15 protein-coding genes and 1 pseudogene are annotated in these 19866 nt (G+C 59.6%); 12 read left to right on the top strand and 4 right to left on the bottom strand.

Annotated features, from left to right (window positions below; translation table 11 throughout):
* Positions 1–51: 51 nt before the first annotated feature.
* The 3 genes and pseudogenes from ACRQDJ_RS08330 to ACRQDJ_RS08340 form a co-directional block, all read right to left on the bottom strand.
* Complete coding sequence (locus tag ACRQDJ_RS08330) at positions 52–1344, bottom strand: type I restriction-modification system subunit M (RefSeq protein WP_435717988.1); 1293 nt, start codon at positions 1342–1344, stop codon at positions 52–54.
* A pseudogene (locus tag ACRQDJ_RS08335) lies at positions 1341–1424 on the bottom strand (helix-turn-helix domain-containing protein); the annotation flags it as partial. The gene ACRQDJ_RS08330 and the pseudogene ACRQDJ_RS08335, both read right to left, overlap by 4 nt.
* A 9-nt stretch (positions 1425–1433) precedes the next feature.
* Positions 1434–1658 (bottom strand): DUF6290 family protein, encoded by a 225-nt coding sequence (locus ACRQDJ_RS08340; protein ID WP_284897283.1) that lies wholly within the window; start codon positions 1656–1658, stop codon positions 1434–1436.
* Between the two features lie 212 nt (positions 1659–1870).
* On the opposite strand from ACRQDJ_RS08340, the gene ACRQDJ_RS08345 reads away from it, so the two are divergent.
* The 7 genes from ACRQDJ_RS08345 to ACRQDJ_RS08375 all read left to right on the top strand — a co-directional run bounded on the left by ACRQDJ_RS08345 (position 1871) and on the right by ACRQDJ_RS08375 (position 10132).
* Entirely contained in the window at positions 1871–3160 is a 1290-nt protein-coding gene (locus ACRQDJ_RS08345; protein ID WP_284897280.1) for an ATP-binding protein, read from the top strand.
* Positions 3161–3353: 193 nt separating this feature from the next.
* The gene (locus ACRQDJ_RS08350) at positions 3354–4121 is read left to right on the top strand and encodes a GntR family transcriptional regulator (protein WP_284883187.1); all 768 of its coding nucleotides are present in this window, start codon (positions 3354–3356) and stop codon (positions 4119–4121) included.
* 196 nt (positions 4122–4317) lie between these two features.
* On the top strand, positions 4318–5283 hold the full coding sequence (locus tag ACRQDJ_RS08355; protein WP_284883188.1) for a ribokinase: 966 nt from the start codon (positions 4318–4320) through the stop codon (positions 5281–5283).
* Between the two features lie 23 nt (positions 5284–5306).
* Positions 5307–6011 (top strand): deoxyribose-phosphate aldolase, encoded by a 705-nt coding sequence (gene deoC, locus ACRQDJ_RS08360; RefSeq protein WP_284883189.1) that lies wholly within the window; start codon positions 5307–5309, stop codon positions 6009–6011.
* Positions 6012–6019: 8 nt separating this feature from the next.
* Positions 6020–6994 (top strand): nucleoside hydrolase, encoded by a 975-nt coding sequence (locus ACRQDJ_RS08365; protein WP_284883190.1) that lies wholly within the window; start codon positions 6020–6022, stop codon positions 6992–6994.
* A gap of 41 nt (positions 6995–7035) precedes the next feature.
* Positions 7036–8505, top strand: a complete 1470-nt coding sequence (locus tag ACRQDJ_RS08370) for an MFS transporter (protein ID WP_284883191.1) — start codon at positions 7036–7038, stop codon at positions 8503–8505.
* Positions 8506–8740: 235 nt separating this feature from the next.
* Positions 8741–10132: an MFS transporter gene (locus tag ACRQDJ_RS08375; RefSeq protein WP_284883192.1), complete on the top strand. Its 1392-nt coding sequence runs from the start codon at positions 8741–8743 to the stop codon at positions 10130–10132.
* A gap of 13 nt (positions 10133–10145) precedes the next feature.
* On the opposite strand, the gene ACRQDJ_RS08380 is transcribed toward ACRQDJ_RS08375, so the two are convergent.
* Entirely contained in the window at positions 10146–12389 is a 2244-nt protein-coding gene (locus ACRQDJ_RS08380) for a glycoside hydrolase family 3 C-terminal domain-containing protein (RefSeq protein ID WP_284883193.1), read from the bottom strand.
* Positions 12390–12660: 271 nt separating this feature from the next.
* On the opposite strand from ACRQDJ_RS08380, the gene ACRQDJ_RS08385 reads away from it, so the two are divergent.
* From ACRQDJ_RS08385 to ACRQDJ_RS08405, 5 genes are all read left to right on the top strand, one after another.
* Positions 12661–13920 (top strand): MFS transporter, encoded by a 1260-nt coding sequence (locus tag ACRQDJ_RS08385; protein WP_284883194.1) that lies wholly within the window; start codon positions 12661–12663, stop codon positions 13918–13920.
* Positions 13920–16184, top strand: coding sequence for an alpha-L-rhamnosidase (locus tag ACRQDJ_RS08390; protein WP_284903919.1), 2265 nt, complete (start codon positions 13920–13922; stop codon positions 16182–16184). The genes ACRQDJ_RS08385 and ACRQDJ_RS08390 overlap by 1 nt, the downstream gene beginning before the upstream one ends.
* 26 nt (positions 16185–16210) lie before the next feature.
* On the top strand, positions 16211–17389 hold the full coding sequence (gene rhaI / locus ACRQDJ_RS08395) for an L-rhamnose isomerase (RefSeq protein ID WP_284903917.1): 1179 nt from the start codon (positions 16211–16213) through the stop codon (positions 17387–17389).
* A 35-nt stretch (positions 17390–17424) separates the two neighbouring features.
* A complete protein-coding gene (locus ACRQDJ_RS08400; RefSeq protein ID WP_284903915.1) occupies positions 17425–18975 on the top strand; it encodes a rhamnulokinase in 1551 nt (516 codons plus the stop codon).
* A 74-nt stretch (positions 18976–19049) separates the two neighbouring features.
* Entirely contained in the window at positions 19050–19865 is an 816-nt protein-coding gene (locus ACRQDJ_RS08405; protein WP_284903914.1) for a class II aldolase/adducin family protein, read from the top strand.
* Position 19866: the final 1 nt, after the last annotated feature.

Here is a 19866-nt window from a genome sequence, read left to right on the forward strand (position 1 = left end):
AGATGTCCGTGGCCTACCCTGACCGGTTTAATAAGTATTTATAAACAATGCTCACACACAAACAACTTGACACACTCCGATGAGTTGGGCTTTACCCTGGCGTTCTTCTGGCTTGTTGTTGTCCACTATCCATATATAGGTGGCGATACCAGTGTTGTAAAACATGTCGGTTGGTAGTGCGACGATTGCATCAACCAGGTCGTGCTCGAGAAGCCATTTGCGGATGTTTGACGGCCCAGATTCTGCTGCCCCGTTAAACAATGGTGAGCCGTTCATGACGATGCCACCTCGGCCACCGCCTTTAACTTTGGGGCGTAGTTTGCTAACTACGTGTTGCAGGAAGAGCATTTGTCCATCACTGACGGCAGGAACATTCTGTTTCGGCTTGGCCCCGCCAGCGTAGAAACGTGAGGCACTACCAAGTTCTTTGAGCTCGTTCATGACGGCAGTTTGGCTGGCTTTCCAGTCATCGCCATAGGGCGGGTTCGACATGCAGTAGTCAAAGGTTTGACCAGCGAATTTATCATCGGCGAGGGTGTCACCGAGTTGGATATTGCTGGGATCGTATCCCTTGATGAGCAGGTCGGACTTACACACGGCATAGGACTGGTCGTTGACTTCTTGGCCGTAGAGACGTAACTGGGCTTGTGGATTGAGGCCCGGTTTATCGGAACTGCCGATCAGGTGTTCTTCTGCGATGGATAGCATCCCGCCTGTGCCTACCGTGGGATCATAGATCGAGCGGATCGTTCCGGGTACGGAGAGTGCCTCGTCGTCGCCCGCGAAGACGAGATCGACAAGAAGCCGGATGGCATCCCTTGGAGTGAAGTGTTCGCCGGGTGCTTCGTTGGATGATTCGTTGAAGGTGCGGATCAGGTATTCGTAGAGGTCGCCCATCTCGGCATTGCTGACGGTATCGGGATGTAAATCGATGTTGGCGAAACGTTCGACCACGAGGTAGAGGATGTTCTTTTCCGCCATGGCGCTGATCTTGTCGGCAAGTTTGAATCGCTCGAAAACATCCATGTTGTCAGAAAAACCATTGACGTACTGTTTCAGGTTCGCCTCAAGCCCCTTCGGGTCTCCGAGCAGAGTGTGTAGCGTCCAAGGGGTGGTGTTATAGAACGGCAGTCCCGTGGCGCGCTGTACCTGGGCAGCCAACAACTCAGGATTACTTTTAAATCGTGCCACCAGTGGTTCAAGGGTGGCTTGATGGCCTGTTAGCACGCAGTCGAGTCTGCGCAGGATCGTCATCGGCAAAATAACATTGCCGTACTGGCTGGCCTTGTACGGGCCGCGCAATATATCGGCAGTGCCCCAGATAAAAGATCCGAGCTGGCTCATGCGCCTTCTTCTTTCACTTCGGTAGTGGGTATAACTTCTACGATGTCACTGATCTGGCAGTTCAAGACCTGGCAGATTCGTAAAGAATATCAATCCTCTGCGACTATACGCATGACCTCGCCCATGGAATAGCGAATTCCATCGTCTTGCTCCCGTGCCTGCCGATAGAGTTCCGTATCAATAAATTCTTCGACGCGCTCCAGGGCTGACTCACGAACAAAATCCGAAAGGCTTTGGCCCAGCGTATTGGCGTGCGCCTGAATCGACTCAAGTTCCCAAGGTTCGAAGTGGATGTCCACCGTGGATGTGTCCATGACTTACCTCTCCTACAACGTTGTGAAGCCAAGTGCTAAGGCAGCTGTATCCAAGGATATCTTCAATGGGATCGCCCGCGTGCTACAAACTGACGACTGCACCGCCCATAAACTGACGACTCGATTTCCGATAAACTGGCGACTATACGGTCTATAAACTGACGACTCCGCCCCAAAAGCGCGATATATCAGGGAAAATGAAAGCAGGCGATATGGCTCAGGAAAGCATTTCCTACCGGCCCAGGCTGGCCGATGGCGAGCTGGAGGAGGCCCTGGCGCGCGCCGGCGGTGTGCTCGTGACCGGGCCCAAAGGATGCGGGAAAACGGAGACAGCCCGCCGGTATGCCAAGAGCGCGATCCAGGCGGATATCGATCCGCAGCTCGAACAGCAATTAGCGGTGCTCCCGCAGCTTGTCCTCGAGGGCGATACCCCGCGGCTCGTGGACGAATGGCAGGTTTTCCCGGTGCTATGGGATTTGGCCCGGCATGAGATTGACCGGCGCCACCGCCCGGGCCAGTTTATTTTCACCGGTTCCGTGGCTCCGGTTTCCGCAGTGCAAGTTTTCGGGGCGTCAGTATCCACCGCTCCCGGCGAGGGCGCCGCCCGCCACAGCGGCGCAGGGCGGTTCGCGCGCCTCGTGATGGGGACTATGACCTTCGCGGAAACCGGGCATAGCGACAGTGCCGTCTCTCTGCGTGAGCTCGCGCAATTACCGCCCGGAGCTGCGATAACTCCGGCCTCCTCTTCGCTCACCGTCCCGGATATCGCCCAGCGCATCGCGCACGGGGGCTGGCCGGGCAACCTCGAGCTCAACACGGAACAAGCCCGTGCTAATAATCGTGATTATCTGGAGACCGTCTGCGCCGTCGACATTAGAATTCCGGACAATACATATCGCGACCCGCAGCGCGTCGCGGCCCTCCTCACCTCCCTCGCGCGCGGAACCGCAACGGAAATGTCCGTCAGCGCCCTGGCGCGCGATACCGGCCTGGCGCGCGATTCGGTGCGTGATTACCTCGATTCTTTGCAGCGAATTTTTATTACGACGCCGCAGCCAGCCTGGCGTGCGCATCTTCGCTCCGCAGCGCCGCTCCGAGAAGCGCCTAAGCATCACCTGGCCGATCCGGCGCTTGCCGCTGCCGCATTGCACGCGAGCGAGCGCGAGCTCCTGGACGACCTGGAGTTTTTCGGGCAGCTTTTCGAATCCCAGGTTGTGCACGATCTGCGCTACCTGGCTCGTACCGATATTTATCACGGTCGCAGCGCTGACGGGCTGGAAGTGGATGCCATCCTGGATAGTGGTGGGCGAATGGCGCTGGTAGAAGTAAAACTCGGCTCGGTCCCTAGCATTATTGATGGAGCAGCCGCGAATTTACAGCGGTTCGCGCAGCGCTATGTGAAAAGCCCGGATCCGCTGCTCGTGGTGGTGACCGGATCGGGCCTCAGTTACACCCGCCCCGATGGCGTGCACGTGGTGGCCTTCGGAAACCTCGGTGCTTGAAAGGCGGTGGCGGGGAACGTACGCCCCGCACCTCGCGCGCGTGCCACCCGCGCCTCCCGCCCCCGCCAGCCCACCATCAGGCGCTTTCCAGCGCCCTCCCAGGCCGCGCGGTACCCTAGAGATGCCGGGCAAAGCAGCCCGGATCCGAACATGTATCCGAACATAGACGTCCAGGAAGCGATGGTGAGGAACCATGCACACCGAGTCCCCGGGCCTTGACCGCAATGCCCCCACTCCGATTTTTCGGCAGCTCGCCACCTGGATGCGTGAACAAGTAAGCACCGGCGCGTGGCGGCGCGGCGACCAGCTCCCCATGGAAATCACCCTCGCCGAACAGCTCAATGTGGCCCGAGGAACCCTGCGCAAAGCCGTGGACCAGCTCATCGACGAAGGTCTGCTGGTGCGGGTGCGCGGGCGTGGCACCTTCATCGCCCACGATATTGTGCGCTCCCCGCTCACCTCCTCCCTCACCACCCTCGCCGAAGAACTCGAGCAGCGCGGCATCGACTACACCACCCGGGTGCTCGCCCAAGAAGTCATCCCCGCCCCGCCTCCGATCGCCGCCGCGTTAGGAGTAGACGGCAATATTTTCCACCTGCGCCGCATGCGCGGCGACGCCGAAGGCTCCATCACCCTCCTCGATAATTGGGTGATCCTCCCCCCGCTCTGCGCGGAACGCGCCGTCCTCGTCAAGCAGGATTACGAGGCGAATTCCCTTTTCGGCACCCTGGAAAACGGCCTCGGCATCGCCCTCTCCCACGGCAGCCGCACCATCTCCGCCGTCGGGGCTGACCGCAACCTCGCGCGCATCCTCGCAGTTCCGCACGGCTTCCCGCTCATCGACATGAAGCAGGTCACCTACGACGCCTCCGACCGTCCGGTAGAAACCTCGCGCATCTGGATCCGCCCGGACCGCCTGCGGATTCACTCCATCGTGCACCGCACCCCGCTGCCCTCGTAAAGACTGGCGCGCTTTCCAGGGTGCCCGTTGCGGAGGGTGTCCCGTTGCGGCGGCGTCCCGTTGTCGCGTGGTCACCCCCGAACCCACGGCCGGCCGCCCGCGCACCGCCCCTAAACCTGTCCACTAGCTGTACCTACTTGTATACACTTGTTCACACTGCTACCCTCGCCTTAACGCACGAGTTCAAGGGGGAGCAATGCGAATACTTGTTGTCGGCGGCTACGGCGTCGGCCTGTCATTTTTCACCGAGCGCCCGCCCGCGGACGGAGAAACCGTCTCCGGGGCGCGCTTCAGCCAGGAACACGGCGGCAAAGCATCCAACCAGGCAGTCGGGGTGGCTCGGCTGGGAATCCCGGTCAGCTTACTCACCGCCGTCGGCTCGGATTGGTACGCCCACGCCGCGCGCGAGATGTGGGCGGCCGAGGGCGTGGACGCCTCCGCCGTCGTCACCAAAGAAGGCGTCACCATGGTCGGTGCGATTATCACGGATGCCACCGGAGAAAATCGCATTATCCTCGCCAACGGGGTTTTAGACCAGCTCAGCCCGGCAGATATCGGCGCGCACGCCGCCATTTTTGAAAGCGCGGATACCGTCCTTATTTCCTGCGAGATCCCCGCGCCCAGCGTAGCGCGCGCGATAACCTTCGGGCGCGCGGCCGGGGCGCGCGTCATCCTCAACCCGGCCCCGGTGCCGCGCCTGCCCGAACATGTGTTGCGCCAGGTCGACGTCATCACGCCGAACGAAACGGAAGCGCTCGCGCTCTTGCAGATGTTAGGGAACGACGACGCCGCCGCGCTCGCGGCCCTCCCGCCCCAAGAAAAAGCCGCCCGCATCGCCCAAGCCCTGGAATGCACCGTGGTGCTCACCCACGGAGCGGAGGGCTGTTATGTGTGCGAAAGCGGGGGCCAGCCGCAGAAAATCCCAGCTGAGACGCCCCGCGCTGTTGTAGATACCACCGGGGCGGGCGATGCCACGAACGCGGCGCTCGCGGCGGCCCTCACCTGCGGGGCAACGCCCGCGGAGGCGGCCCGCTTCGCGAATTGCGCTGGCGCTCTTACCGTAGAAGCGGAAGGAGTGCTGCCGGGTATACCCAGCATTGACGATCTTCACACCCGCTTCGGTGCCGAGCGCTGCGCCGTCGTACTTCCACGTAACTCATAACAATCCGAACGGAAGGATAAATAATGGAAAAACCCACGCGTATCGCGCCGGAAGCTATTACGAATCCGCGCGATTTAGCCCCGTATATTCAACACACACTCATTAAGATCGGAACCACGCGGGCCGAATCGATCCGGCACGCGGAGCAGGCCATCGAATATGGATTCAACGCGGCGATGGTCGCCGGATCCCAGGTGCCCATTACCGCGAAGGTGCTGGAGGGTACCGGGATCGAGGTGGCCTCCGCGCTTGATTTCCCAACCACCGGGGTGATGACCTCGGCCGGGAAGGCCGCGGAAGCCGAAGCGCTGGTGAAGGCCGGCGCCACCCAAATTGATATCGGGGTGCAGATCGGGTGGCTCAAGGACGGCGAATATGACAAGTTCCGCGAGGATATTGCGGGCGTCGTCGCCGCGGGCGTGCCCGTTAAAGTGATGCTCGAACTGCCGCTCCTCACCGAGGCCGAACGTCGCGCCGCGGTGGAACTCTCCGTGGAAGCCGGCGCGAAATACCTCAAAAATGCGTCCTCCGGTTCGGTGGAAAAGGCGAGCGTTGAATCGATTAAGTTCCTGAAAAGCCTGGCGCCCGCGGGCGTTCTCATCAAGGGGTCGGGCGGCATCTCCACCTTTGACCACGCACTATCGTTGATCCGGGCCGGAGCGGCCCTGGTGGGATCCTCGAACTCGGTTGCCATTGTGACCGGGGAAAACGGCCACGAAAGTTACTAGGAGCACTCATGACGAAGGTACCTTTTATCCTCGATACTGATACCGCGCAGGACGATTGCGTGGCGATTCTATTCGGCCTTCTCGATGAGCGGGCTGATTTGCGGGCCATCACCATGGTGGCCGGAAATGTTGGTTTTGAGCGGCAGATCAAAAATGCGCAGATGACGCTCAACGCTGCCGGTAAGCTCGGCGCGGTCCCCATTCACGTGGGTTGCTCGCAGCCGATGTTGCGCGAATGGGTGTCCGCGGAGGACGTCCACGGTGACGGCACCGGCGGTTTGAGTATTGATTTTACGACGACGCACGTGGAGGACGAGCACGCCGTTGACGCTCTTCTGCGTATCACAGCTGCCCAACCGGGTGAGGTGAGCGTGGTGGCAATCGGGCCACTCACGAATATCGCGACCGCGGTGGTCAAAGACCGCAACTTCGTGAAGAACGTCAAGAGCCTCTACATTATGGGTGGATCCAATAACGGCCGTGGAAATACGATTTCCGCGGCCGAATTTAATTTCTACGTGGATCCGGAAGCCGCCCAGATTGTATTCACGGCCGGCTTCGAAGATATTCACGTGGTGACCTGGGATCCCATCACCCTGCGTGATGCCACGATCACCCGCGCGGAATACAATGCGCTGGCCGATAAGAATACGACCCTCGCGAAGTTCTTCAAGAAGGTCTGCGATACCACCCTGGACTTCAACGAATCGGTGGGGGTGGATGGCTCCACGCATCCCGATTCCATGACGGTGGCCACCCTCCTGCATCCGGAACTTATCCTCAGCGAAAACCACTACCGGGTGGATATTGAAACCGGTTCGGAGCTCACCCGCGGGTACTCGGCCATGGCCTGGGAGAAATTCCCGCTCCCCGCGAATGCGTACGTGGTGGAAGAAGCCGATAAAAAGGCGTTCTTCGCGCGGTTGGATGCTTTGCTCGCGCTGGAAACCACCCCGAATCAGCCTTTCGCGGGCCTCGCGTAGTTCTGCCGGATATCGGTTCATCATCTGTGAAGGAGAATTCCATGGCTGAACTCTCGAGGGAACAACCCCCAAGGGAACTCCCCTCCGAATATATTGAGGGGACCACGGTGCGTGCAGCCGGCAACCGCGCGATTAACCCGAAGCTGGTGCTCACCGCACTCATGCTGGTGATCGCGAGTTTCCAGCTCAACGCCACGATGCTGGCGCCGGCCATCGGAGATATGGCCAGCGCCCTCAATACCAATGCCGGGGTGATTGGGTGGAGCTCCACGGTGTTCCTCGCGGTAGCCGCGGCGCTCGCGATTTTCTTCCCGCCGCTCGCCGATAAAATCGGGCGGCGCGTGACCCTGCTGATTTCCGTGAGCTTTATGGTGGTGGGAACGGTGCTGGTGCTGGTGACCAGCAGCGTGGCCATGCTCATGGTGGGGCGCTTCCTCCAAGGTTTTTGCGGGGCCACCTTCGCGCTGGGTAACCTCACGCTGCGCGCCATCCTCCACCCGAAGAAATACGGTTTCTATATCGGGTTGGTTGCCGCGATCAATTCCGGGGTGGCCGGGATCGACACCCTGCTGGGCGGGGTGATCGTGGATCACGCCGGCTACAAGGGAATTTTCTGGACGATCCTGGCTCTGGAAGTCCTGGCTCTCATTTGCGTGGTGGCCTGGGTGCCAGAAACGCGAGTTCCGGCGGCCAGCCGCATGGACTGGGGCGGGGCGATGACCCTGACCGGTTCGTTGTGGTCGGCGAATATGGCGCTCACCTTCGGTTTCGGTTCGCTGGGCTGGGGGAACACCTGGACCATTGCTGCGATTATCGCGGCGGTGGTGCTGGCGGTGGCCTTCGTGCTGGTGGAGCGCGGGGTATCGGATCCGCTGGTTCCGCTCAACGAGCTGGTCAAACGCCAAACCTGGGGCGTGACCGGCACGGCCTTCTTCACCCTGGCTTCCGCTTTCTCGGTGCTCATGTACCTTATCCCGGCGGTATCCCAGGATGCGCAGAACGGCCTGGGTATGGGCGGCACGGAATCCGCGCTGCTCTACCTCACGCCGTTCTCACTGCTGGGCTGGCTGCTGGCACCCTTCGTGGGCAAGTACGCTCCGCGGCTGGGCTACCGCGCGATCCTGCGCGCCGGCCTGCTGGGCAGCATCGTGCTCATCACCGGGGTGGTGGTTTTCGGTTTCGAGAATCGCTGGGTGCTCTTCACCCTGGCCTTCCTCATGGGCGCCACCTACACCGCGATGTCCAATACCACCCTCAACGCCATGGGCGTGCTCTACGCTTCGCCCACCCGGCCGGGGGTGCTCCCGGGCCTAACCTCCGCGGCCTTCAACCTGGGCGCGGGCGTGGGTACCGGGGTAATGGCCTCCTTCGTGGCCCGCAATGCGGTGGCCGGCGATATTACCGCCGGGTACTCGCAGGCTGCGATTGTTGGTTTGGTGTGCGCGGTGATCGCCTTCGCGATTTCGCTGGCGCTGCCGGCCCAGGAAACGACCGGAGGTGAGAAGATCTAGGCTGGCTTTCCCGGGTGGCGGCCGGGCAGCAGCCGGGTAGCGGCCGGGTAGTAAATCCGCGGGTGGCGTTCTCCGTGAGCGCTGCCCGCGGGTTTTTCTGCTGCACACCCGGGCGATGCTGCTGGCAGCATGCACGTTGCAGTATGCACGCGGCAGCGAGCCCGCGGCCCCGCTTTTCTCGGTAGGGTGGAAGCGTTAACACCGCATGCAAAAGATCCGCACGCAAAGGATAGTTGTGACAACGCAGCACGTTTCCCGCCGCCGGCGCCCGCCGAGTTCACGCCACTACAGCGCCACCCAATTGCACCATGCCCGCCTGGCGGTGAGCGCGCTCTTCTTCACCAACGGCGCCATTTTCGCCAATATCGTGCCGCGCTTCCCCGAAATCAAGCGGATCCACGAGCTCGACAACGCCGTGTACGGCCTCGCGCTCGCGGCCTTCCCGGCCGGCGGCATCATCGCAGGTGTATTTGCCGCGCCGCTCATCCGCAAATTCGGCTCCGCGCCGGTGGCGGTGGCCGGCACGCTGCTCACCGCCCTCGGCCTCATTATGGCGGGTGTGGGCCCCACGGGAATCTTCTTCGCGGCCGGCATGTTCCTCGGCGGCGCCTGCGATGCCGCCACGGACGTTGGCCAAAACGCGCACGGCCTGCGGGTCCAGCGCCACTACGGGCGCTCAATTATTAACACCTTCCACGCCACCTGGTCCGTGGGCGCGATGAGCGGCGGCCTCATGTCCGCCGCCGCGATCGGGATCGGATTATCGGTGCCCACGCATATGGTGCTGTCCGGGATACTGTGGGCCGCGGTTGCGCTGGTGGCCCGGCGCTTCTGTTTACCTGGGAACGACGCCGCAGACCCCGGGCCAAGCGGTACTCCCGCAGGTCACGTTGGTGGCGGGGTAGGCGATGTGGGGGAGGTTGCGGCGTCGTCGGCCCTTAATGCGGATACGCAAGAAACCGAGCCCATCGAGTCAAGCGAGCCGTCCGGGACTTCGGGGCCTCTCACGCTTCGGACCGTGGCGATGCTGGGTGCGCTGGTGCTTATTGCCACGATGGGCGGGCTCATCGAGGACGCCGGGTCGAGTTGGGCGACGTTGTACGTGGGGCAGCTCGGCGCCGTGGGCGGGCTGGCTGCCGCGGGTTATGTGGGGCTGGTCGGCTCGCAGTTTGTGGGGCGGCTGCTGGGCGATGGGCTGGTGGATCGCTTTGGGCGGCGCACCGTTGCTCAGGGCGGTGCGGCGCTCATTACCGCGGGGATGGGGCTGGCGCTGCTGTTCCCGAGCGTGCTGGGCACGATTGCCGGTTTCGCGGTGGCCGGGTTTGGGTCGGCCACGCTGGTGCCGGCCGCGATCCAGCAAGCCGACGAGCTTCCCGGCCTCAAGCCGGGCACGGGCCTGACCGCGATTTCCTGGCTTATGCGCATCGGGTTCCTGGTGTCTCCGCCGATTGTGGGGATGGTGGCCGATACCTTTGGGCTGCGGACCGGCCTGTGCGTGGTGCCCTTCGCCGGTATTACGGTGCTTCTCCTCAGCGGGACGCTGAGCCAGGGCGCGCGGGGTGTTCAGAGCGAGCGGGATCAACGGGAGATCTCCACGCCACCCCGGTCCAGCGTCCGGGAGGAATAGTGAGCGCCGGCGTTTAGCTCCCCGCGGGCGCGGCGGCGCCGTCGTTACTGCCGCCGTTACCGCAGTTGTCACCGTCGTCGTTCAACTCCGCGAGGCGGGCCTCGAGTTCAGCCGGGTCAGCGCCGCGGAATCCCGCGATGGCGCTGAGCGGGGCGTCGCCCATGAGGGCGAGCATATCCACACCAAGGTCGCCACTATCAAAGGAACCGCGCACGAAGTCCTCGATAATGGCACGCCCGCCGGGAACCGCCAGGGTTTCGTTGACGGTGGAGAGCAGCGTGAGGTGGACCGGCGGTTCGTTGCCGGCCAGTTCTACCTCGGCAACCAGCGGCAGATCGCGGCTGGAGGCCCCTACCGAAATCCGGTACGTGCCCTTTTCCACCAGGAACGCGCCGTGCTCCACGGACCAATAGGCCAGATCGGCGGCACTCACCGTGATGGAAACCGCGCGGGCCTCCCCGGGCGCGAGCTCCACGCCAGCAAAACCCTTGAGTTCGCGCGGCACCCGCACCACGCGAGAATCGGGCACCGACGCATACACCTGGGCGACTTCCCGCCCCGCCACCGGCCCGGTATTGCGCACCGTGAAGCTCACCCGAATATCATTGCCGGCAGCTTCGACTTCCAGATCGCTGTACTCGAAAGTGGTGTAGCTCAGGCCGTGCCCGAAGGGGAAAGCCACGTCCAGCGCCCGCGCATCGAAACCGCGATACCCCACAAAAAGCCCTTCGCCGTAGCGCACCCCGGAGCGGTCGCCGGGGAAATGCGGGTAGGAAGGGCAGTCCTCCAGGCGCAGCGGAATTGTTTCGGTGAGCTTCCCGGAGGGGTTCGCCTTCCCGAAAATAATATTGGCGATAGCTTCGCCGCCGACCTGGCCCAGCACCCAGGTTTCCAGAATGGCGGGAACTTTATCCGCGAAGGGAATCGTCACGGCCGCCCCGTTCGTTAGCACGACGACGACATTCGGATTCACCTCCACTAACCGATCAAGGAACTCCAGCTGCGCGGCCGGGATACTGATCGTGCTGCGGTCGTAGCCTTCTGATTCTTCGGCTTCGCCCAGGCCGATGAAGGCGAGGCATACGTCAGCACCGCGCGCCTGCTCGAGGCTCGATTCGTCGAGCGGGGCGTAGGTGGCCTGCGGGGCGAGCGCCTGGATGGCATCCCAGGCCGTGGCGACCCGGGTGGGGTTCACCAGGCTCGATCCAGCGCCCTGGTAGCGCGGATGCTGGGCGAATTCCCCGAATACCGCGATGCTGGCATCGGCGCGGAGGGGAAGTGCGCCGTCGTTCTTAAGCAGAACCACAGATTGTTCCGCAACTTTGCGGGCCAGATCGTGGTGGGCCGCGGCATCGAAATCTTCCCCGCGCTCGCGCGGTGCCTTTTCTATCAACGCACTCACGCGCGCGGCCGCGGTTTCCACCGCGTTCGGCTCCAGCTCGCCGGCCCGCAGCGCGGCAAGAGTTTCCTTTTCGTGGATGCGATGCGCGGGCATTTCCAGGTCGAGCCCGGCCCGCAGCGCGGCGCGGCGGTCGCGCACCGCACCCCAATCGGACACAACCACGCCCTCATAACCCCATTCCTCGCGCAGCACCGTGGTGAGCAGCCAGCGGTTTTCGGAAACGAGCGTGCCGTTGAGGGAATTGTAGGAACACATAATCGTCCACGGGGCGGCGTCCTTGACCACCTTTTCGAAAGCGCGCAGGTAGATTTCCCGCAGGGTGCGTTCGTCCACCTGGGAATCACGGCGCATCCGGTCCGTTTCCTGGTTATTCGCGGCGAAATGCTTGAGCGAGGTGCCCACGCCGCGGCTCTGCACGCCGCTCACGTAGGCCGTTGCCATGGACGCGGTGAGGAAAGGATCCTCGCTGAAATACTCGAAGTTACGGCCGCAACGAGGGTCACGTTTGATATTAATTCCGGGTCCTAGAACGACGCCGACACCCTGCGCCCGCGCCTCCTCCGCAATCGCGGTTCCCACGGCGCGCGCCGCCTCCGGGTTCCACGTGGAACCGAGGGCCACGGCGGGCGGGAAGCAGGTGGCCGGGAGCGAGGCACCCGAGCCGAGGTGATCGCCCTCGCCAGGTTGGACCCGCAAGCCGTGCGGGCCATCGGAGACCATAATCGCATGCCCGAGCTCGTTTTCGTGGGTGTGCCAGAAGTCTTTGCCGCCGGTGAGGAGGGTGGAGGTGTGCTGGACTTTGTGGGTTTCTGGCGTTTGCTGCGGGTTTTGCAGGTTCTCTGTTTTCTCTGTCATGGTGTTGGCCTTTCTACGTCGTTGTAAGAGTGTTGTGCGGGAGCGTTGTGCCAGTACTCTGTGGTGCCTGCCGTATTTTCTACATTATCGAGATGCTTTCGCAATGTTGACACCAGAGCCGCGAGCTCCTATAGTCAATACTACTTGAAACGTTTCAATACGCACAAGGTAGAGCGTGCAGATGCGCATGACCGGCGTAAGAGACGTAAAAACCAAGTTGTCATGGCAAGGAATACGCCTGACGCAGCAGAGTGGCTGCGAAGGAGGAAAAATGAATCTGCAACGCAAAAAAGTCAACCCGTGGTGGGTGGCGACTATTGCAGGCATGGCGTCATATCTTGACGCTGCGGCGATTGTGTCCACGGGAACGGCGCTTGTGCTTTACCAGGATGCCCTCGGTTTGAGCTCTCACGCCATTGGGCATTACTCGGCACTTCTGACCCTCGGGATTGCCGCGGGTGCAATCGTCGGCGGGCGCATGGGTGACCGTTTCGGGCGACGCCACGTTTTCACCGTCACCATGATTCTTTACGCGCTCGCGGCAGCCGGGATGGTTTTCGCGGGAGGCCCGGGAATTCTCTATGCCCTCATCCCAGCTCTCGGTTTTGCGGTAGGCGCTGATCTTCCGGTTTCCTTGGCGATGATCTCAGAGGAGGCACCGCCTAGCCATAAGGGGAAGATGATTACTTTCTCCCACCTGCTCTGGATGGGCGGCATGCTTGCCGCGATGGGCATTGGCGCTGTGGTCGGAAATATGGGGCGCACGGGCGGCCAGATTCTCTATGCGCACCTAGCTATCGTCGCTGTTATCGTGCTGATTTTGCGCGCGACTCTTCCCGAATCGCAGGCTTGGGTCCAGGCGCATTCCGGCAAGGGAAGTGTTGAACCCCAAAAGATGCAGCTGCGTGAACTTTTCACCGGGCGTTACCTGCTTCCCCTCATCGGCACCGGACTCTTCTATGCCTTGGCGAACGTTGCCGCTAATACTAACGGCCAGTTCTCGACCTACATCTGGGTGAATGTCGCCGGATCCACGGTTCGTACCGCTTCGCTGGTGGGGCTCATCGGTGTGGGTGTGTCCGTGGTAGCCACGTTCTTCCTTATGCGTTTCGTGGACACCAAGTACCGCATGCCGCTCTTTGCCGGTGCCGGTGTGCTCGCTATCGCAGCATGGTCGCTGCCTATTATCTTCGGCTTCCAGCCCTGGGTCCTCATTACGCTCGCCATTGTTTATGCGATTGGCGGTGCTATCGCCGGTGAGCCGATGTGGAAGGTATGGTCTCAGGAACTCTTCCCCACCCTCCTTCGTTCGACGGCGCAAGGTATTACCACTGCCTTCACTCGAATTGTCGCCGCAGTGGTAGCGCTGTGGACTCCGGTGATTCTGGATGCCGGACCGCGTGTTCTCTACATCTTCATCGTTGTGCTCCAGATTATTGCCGTTCTCATCGGTGTGTTCTGGCTCGGACGTACTCGTAAGGCTCCCGATTTCATTGCTCCGACCGAGGGAGCGGTACGGAAGGATTCCTAATGCAGGACCTCACTCAACTGAAAGGGCAGTGGATTAGCCCCACGGAAGATCCGGGGCCAGAACAAGGATCATGGCGTCTCCGCCGAACCGTTATTACCGCGGGACCGGTGCGTCAAGCAACCGCTTACCTCTCCGCTCACGGGATTGTGGACATGTACGTCAACGGTGTGCTGGCTCACGAGCAAACACTTCTTCCCGGATGGATGAGCTACCGGCACCGGATGCCCATTGCCTGCCTGGACGTTACTCATTCTTTCGCGTCCGTGGAGGCGGGTAGTGCCGTTGTTCTTGACCTTGATGTGGCAGATGGGTGGTGGCGCGGCCGTTTCGGCTTCGATGGCGGCAACGTTAACCTCTACGGAGAAGATGTGGCAGCTTTCCTCCATCTGGATATCGAGTATGCCGATGGTTCGCACGAGGTTATTTCCAGTGATGAATCGTGGAAATGCATCCGTTCTCCACGGGTACGCGCAGAACTCTACGGAGGGGAACACTACGACGAACGTTGCGATGTTTTGCCGAGCGCCCAGGCAGATCCAGGAACGGTGTGGAAGAACGTCACAGCCCTTTCAGTGAGTGAGGAACCAGTTTTCGTTCCGTGGCGAGAAATCACCGCAATGGAGACTCTGGAACCACAAAAAATCACGCGACTAGATGATGTTATTTTGGTGGACTTCGGGCAGAACGCTGCGGGGCGGGTATCGTTCGAGGCAGATATTCCCGAGGGTGTGACAGTAACTATTCGCCACGCAGAAGTGCTGCAAGAAGGGCGAATTTACACACGAACCCTGCGTGAAGCACATTCCATCGATGAATTCACCGGTGCTGGACGAGGGCGCCGTCGTTACGAACCACGATTTACGGTGCACGGGTTCCGCTATATCGAAATAACGGACCCAGAAGGCTCGGTGGATCTTACGACTCTCCGGCTCCAAGTTATTCGCACCCCTATCAATATGACCTCAAGTTTCGAGTGCTCCAATCCAATTCTCAACCAATTGCACTCCAACGTGCAGTGGTCCATGCGCTCGAACTTCGTGGGACTTCCTACCGACTGCCCGCAACGTGACGAGCGGATGGGATGGACCGGAGATATTCAGGTATTCGGGCCTACTGCCCTGACCCTTGGGGATTGCGCGGACTTTTTATCCGATTGGCTCTGTGATGTGGAAACAGAGTATCGCGAATTCGGAGTGATTCCTTGGTATGTGCCGTGGGTGCCTGCCCCCTTCTTCTGGAAAGTGGAAGATCCGGCTTCGGTATGGGATGACGTCGTAATTCTGCTCCCGTGGAATCTGTATCAAGCAACAGGAGATATTTCTTATCTTGAGCGGCATTGGGAACTCGTGTGGAGCTGGGCTCGAGACCTCCATGAGCTAGCAGGTGCGGACGGTTTGTGGCTGGAAGCTTTCCAGCTAGGAGACTGGTTAGATCCCACGGCTCCGGCTGATGCTCCCCAAGATGGTCAGACTGATCCGCAGTTGGTGGCGAATGCATACGTCGTTCGGTGCCTCACGAGGGCCGCGGACATCGCGGAGATACTCGGTAAGGATGTCGAAAAAGAGATTCGGGAGTGGGCTGCAGCGTGCCGCAAGGCATTCCGCAATCGCTACCTTGATCAGGAGTCAGATACGGAAGGCCGGCTGGCCTCCCATTCGCAAACCGCATACGCACTCGCGATCAATACCGGGCTTCTCGAAGAGGAAGAGAAGAACCAAGCCGGTCAGTACCTAGCCGATTTGGTAGCGGAAAATGATTACCTCATAGGAACCGGGTTCGCGGGTACCCCTGAAATTTGTGATGCATTGACGGAAACCGGGCACCTCGATGCTGCGTATCGCTTGATCGAGCAAACGAAGTGCCCCTCGTGGGGATATCCCATCACCATGGGTGCGACAACGGTATGGGAGCGCTGGGATTCCATGCTTCCCGACGGAACGGTAAATCCCGGTGGTATGACTTCTTTCAATCATTACGCCCTGGGTGCGGTTATCGATTGGGTGTACCGGACCGTTCTTGGTATCAATGCTGCGCGGCCTGGGTACGAAGCAATCCTTCTGAAGCCTCAGCCGGGTGGCTCCCTCACGCGGGCTTCTGGGCACGTAACAACACCTCACGGGCTGGTGTTTCTGGAATGGTCTCTGGAAGAAAGTGTGCTGCGCGTTACCGGAGAGGTGCCGCGCGAAGCAGAACTTCTTCTCCCCAATGGAGATACCCACACCGTTAGCGGAACTTTTGATATCTCCACGAACTTGAGTAACTAAGCGCTTAAGGCGTTGGAAAGGTAGACATGCTACATCTCGATAATATGACCGCGGGTAGTCGCGCTATTCTGGATCAGCTCTCTATTGAGTTGCCCTCGTGGGCTTTTGGAAATTCCGGAACAAGATTCAGGGTATTTGGAACCGCGGGAACTCCCCGTACGCCTTTTGAAAAAATTGCGGATGCGGCGCAGGTTCACAAGATGACCGGAGTGACCCCGTGGGTCTCTCTCCATATTCCCTGGGATATGGTCGATGATTTCTCTGAGTTGCGGGCCTTTGCGGAAAGTGAAGGTGTGGAGCTTGGGACGATCAATTCGAATGTATTCCAGGACGAGGACTACAAGCTGGGATCGCTATGCAATCCGGATCCGAAGGTACGCGAGAAAGCGATTGCGCATCACATTGCCTGCATCGATATTATGCGGCAAACAGGTTCACGGGATTTAAAGATTTGGCTAGCAGACGGAACGAACTATCCGGGCCAGGATTCCATCCGGGCTCGCCAAGACCGCCTCGCTGAGTCGTTGCAACGTATTTACAACGAATTGGATGAGGATCAGCGCCTGGTACTCGAATATAAATTCTTCGAGCCGGCTTTCTATCACACGGATGTTCCTGACTGGGGCACAGCTCTGGTTCACTGTGTTGACCTGGGTGAACGTGCGAAGGTGGTGCTTGATACGGGGCACCACGCTCCGGGAACAAATATCGAATTTATCGTGGCGCAACTTTTGCGGCGCGGGCGCCTTGGTGCTTTTGATTTTAATTCCCGTTTCTACGCTGATGATGATCTCATTGTTGGAGCAGCGGATCCTTTCCAGCTTTTCCGTATCGTGTGGGAGATCGTTTCCGGGGGCGGTTTTGATCCGGCAGCGGAGGTCAACTTTATGCTGGATCAATGCCACAATCTCGAGGAGAAAATTCCGGGTGAGATTCTGTCTGCAACCAATGTGCAGGAAGCAGTAGCAAAGGCTCTTCTCATTGATCCGGAGGAACTCGCTGCCGCACAGTGCAGCGATGATGTGCTTGCCGGGAACAGGGTTCTTATGGACGCTTTCTCGACCGATGTTCGCCCCTTGCTCGAAGAATGGCGAGAGGAGCGTGGATTGCCCGCGCGGCCCTACGAAGCATTCCAGGAGTCCGGATATCTGGACAAGATTCGTTCCGAACGCACCGGTGGCACTGCCATGAGTTGGGGTGCTTAAAGATACTGAGGCGAGGAGGAAAGAATAAGGTACGCATGATGGGTGCGCTAGTTGCTGTTGATTTAGGTGCCTCATCCGGTCGCGTTGTTGCGGGACGGGTGGTTGATTCGGTTGTGCAGAGCCGGGAAATTGCCCGTTTCTCGCATGCGCCGATCCAGTTCCCGCGTTACGGGAAACACGACGACGCAGCAGGAGCGAGGCCGCTTAGCGATACAGGGAGAGTGCCAGCTATTCACTGGGATCTTCCACGATTATGGCAGAAGACAGTGTTGGCGCTCCGCACTCTAGAAAACACCGATGTGGCATCTATCGGTGTAGACACCTGGGGTGTTGATTATGGTTTCGTTGCTGAGGGTGAAGTCCTCGGCGCGATCCGCTCATATCGCGACCAACGCACCGAAGGCGTTGCCGGGGAGTTTGTTCGCACTGTGGGTGCGCAAGAGCTGTACCAGGTTACAGGTTTGCAAATGCAAACTTTCAACACAATTTTTCAACTTCTAGCCGACGGAAAGAATGAAGCTCGACGGGCGGAGTTAGCTGTTGCTGAAAAGATCCTCCTTCTTCCCGATCTGCTGAATTTTCTTTTGTGCGGTGTGATGGCGGCGGAACTAACAAATGCGTCGACAACGGGCCTTATCGATCCGGTGCATCGCACGTGGAACTCCAGTGTGATCGAACGGATGGGGAAGGCGGTGGGTCAGGATCTAGGCGTAAAACTTCCTGATCTGGTGCAGGCCGGGAACTGCTTGGGATACCTCAATCAGGACGTGGCGCAGCTCGGAACAACAGCTAGTCCAGCTCGCATCATTAACGTGGCGAGCCACGATACTGCATCGGCGGTTATTGCCGCTCCTCTCATTGAGAGGAGCGCGTATATTTCTTGCGGTACCTGGTCGCTGGTGGGAGTAGAACTGGATTCTCCTGTCGTAACAGAAGCCTCGCGCAAGGCTAATTTCACGAATGAACTGGGTGTCGATGGAACGGTTCGCTACCTCAAGAACATTATGGGTATGTGGGTGTTCAATGGATGTCTCGCGCAGCTACGCGAGTACCACCCGGATCTCACGGTGGATAAGTTAAGTGAGGCAGCACGTTCGGCTCCGGCTCTGCGTACCGTCATCGATATTAACCATCCCGTTTTTACCCATCCGGGTGATATGTGCCAGCGAATTCAAGAGCTGGCTCAGCTTAGTGATCAGCCCGTTCCGGAAACTCCCGCGGAAATTGCTCGTTGCGTGGTGGATTCTCTGGCTCTTGCCCATGCCCGTGCGGTAAAGGAAGCCGCGGCCCTCGCGAATGTCGATATATCTTCGGTGACCATGGTGGGGGGAGGTATCAAAAATACGCTATTGTGCCAACTTACGGCGGATGCTTGTGGATGTCCGGTAACCGCTGGGCCCGTGGAGGCAACGGCAACCGGAAACCTTCTTATTCAGGCTCGTGCTCACGGGGATGTAGGTGAGGACCTTTCCGAACTGCGTAACATCGTGCGGTCTTCTTTCGACCTCATTCATTTTGAACCAGAAAGCTCTGTGGAGGAATGGCGCTCGGCGGAAAGGAGGGTATTCACCCATCATTTCCTCTAAGTCGTTGTGGGGCGCAGAAGCCCCTATCCCTTCCCTTGCCAGTCATGGCGAACTCTTGATGAAAGGAGCAGCGCATGAGCGCTCTAACAATCTCTGATATTTTCACTCAGATGGGCGAAGCGGGTGCCCGCCTTGATCATCTCGCAGCATGCGAAGCAGGTGCGGGAAATATTTCTGTTGCTACCCGGGAACAACTTCCCCTCGATAGTGTTTTTCCCGAGAAAACCGCCGGAGTTTCACTCCCGTGGTCGGTGCGGGGTTTGGCAGGTCACACGGTATTTGTCACGGGATCCGGGGTGCGACTGCGGGAAATTGAAGTAAATCCCCTCGCCGCGGTATCCGCTTTTGTTATCGACGAAGGAGGGGCAACCGGGACGTGGTGGACGCATCCCGAGCGACAGTTCACGAAACCAACAAGCGAATTCAACTCGCATCTAGCGGTACACGAAAGCCAGGTACGGGATCGGCAGGTTCCTTTCCAGGTACTTATCCACGCACAGCCCCCTTATTTGGTTGCGCTCTCTCATATTAAGGAATTGCGGAACACGAAGGATTTCAATCACGCAATTCTGCGCTGGGAACCCGAAACGATTGTTCAGCTTCCCGATGGTGTCGCTGTACTGGAATTTATGGTTCCCGGATCGAATGAATTGCAGGAAAATAACGTTGCGGCGTTGAAGGATCATCGCATCGTCGTGTGGTCTAAGCACGGCATTATGGTGCGCTCCGATACCGGTGCTCTCGATGCGGTGGACAAGATGGAATATGCCGAAGCTGGTGCCATGTATGAATATCGCAACCGCACGATGGGTAATTCCGGCGAGGGACTCACAGAAGACGAACTTCGTGCCGTTATAGCCGATTTTGGGGTACAAACCTCGCTGTACTAAA

It is taken from the genome of Actinotignum urematis (assembly GCF_051264595.1).
In the GTDB taxonomy this organism is placed as follows: domain Bacteria; phylum Actinomycetota; class Actinomycetes; order Actinomycetales; family Actinomycetaceae; genus Actinotignum; species Actinotignum timonense_A.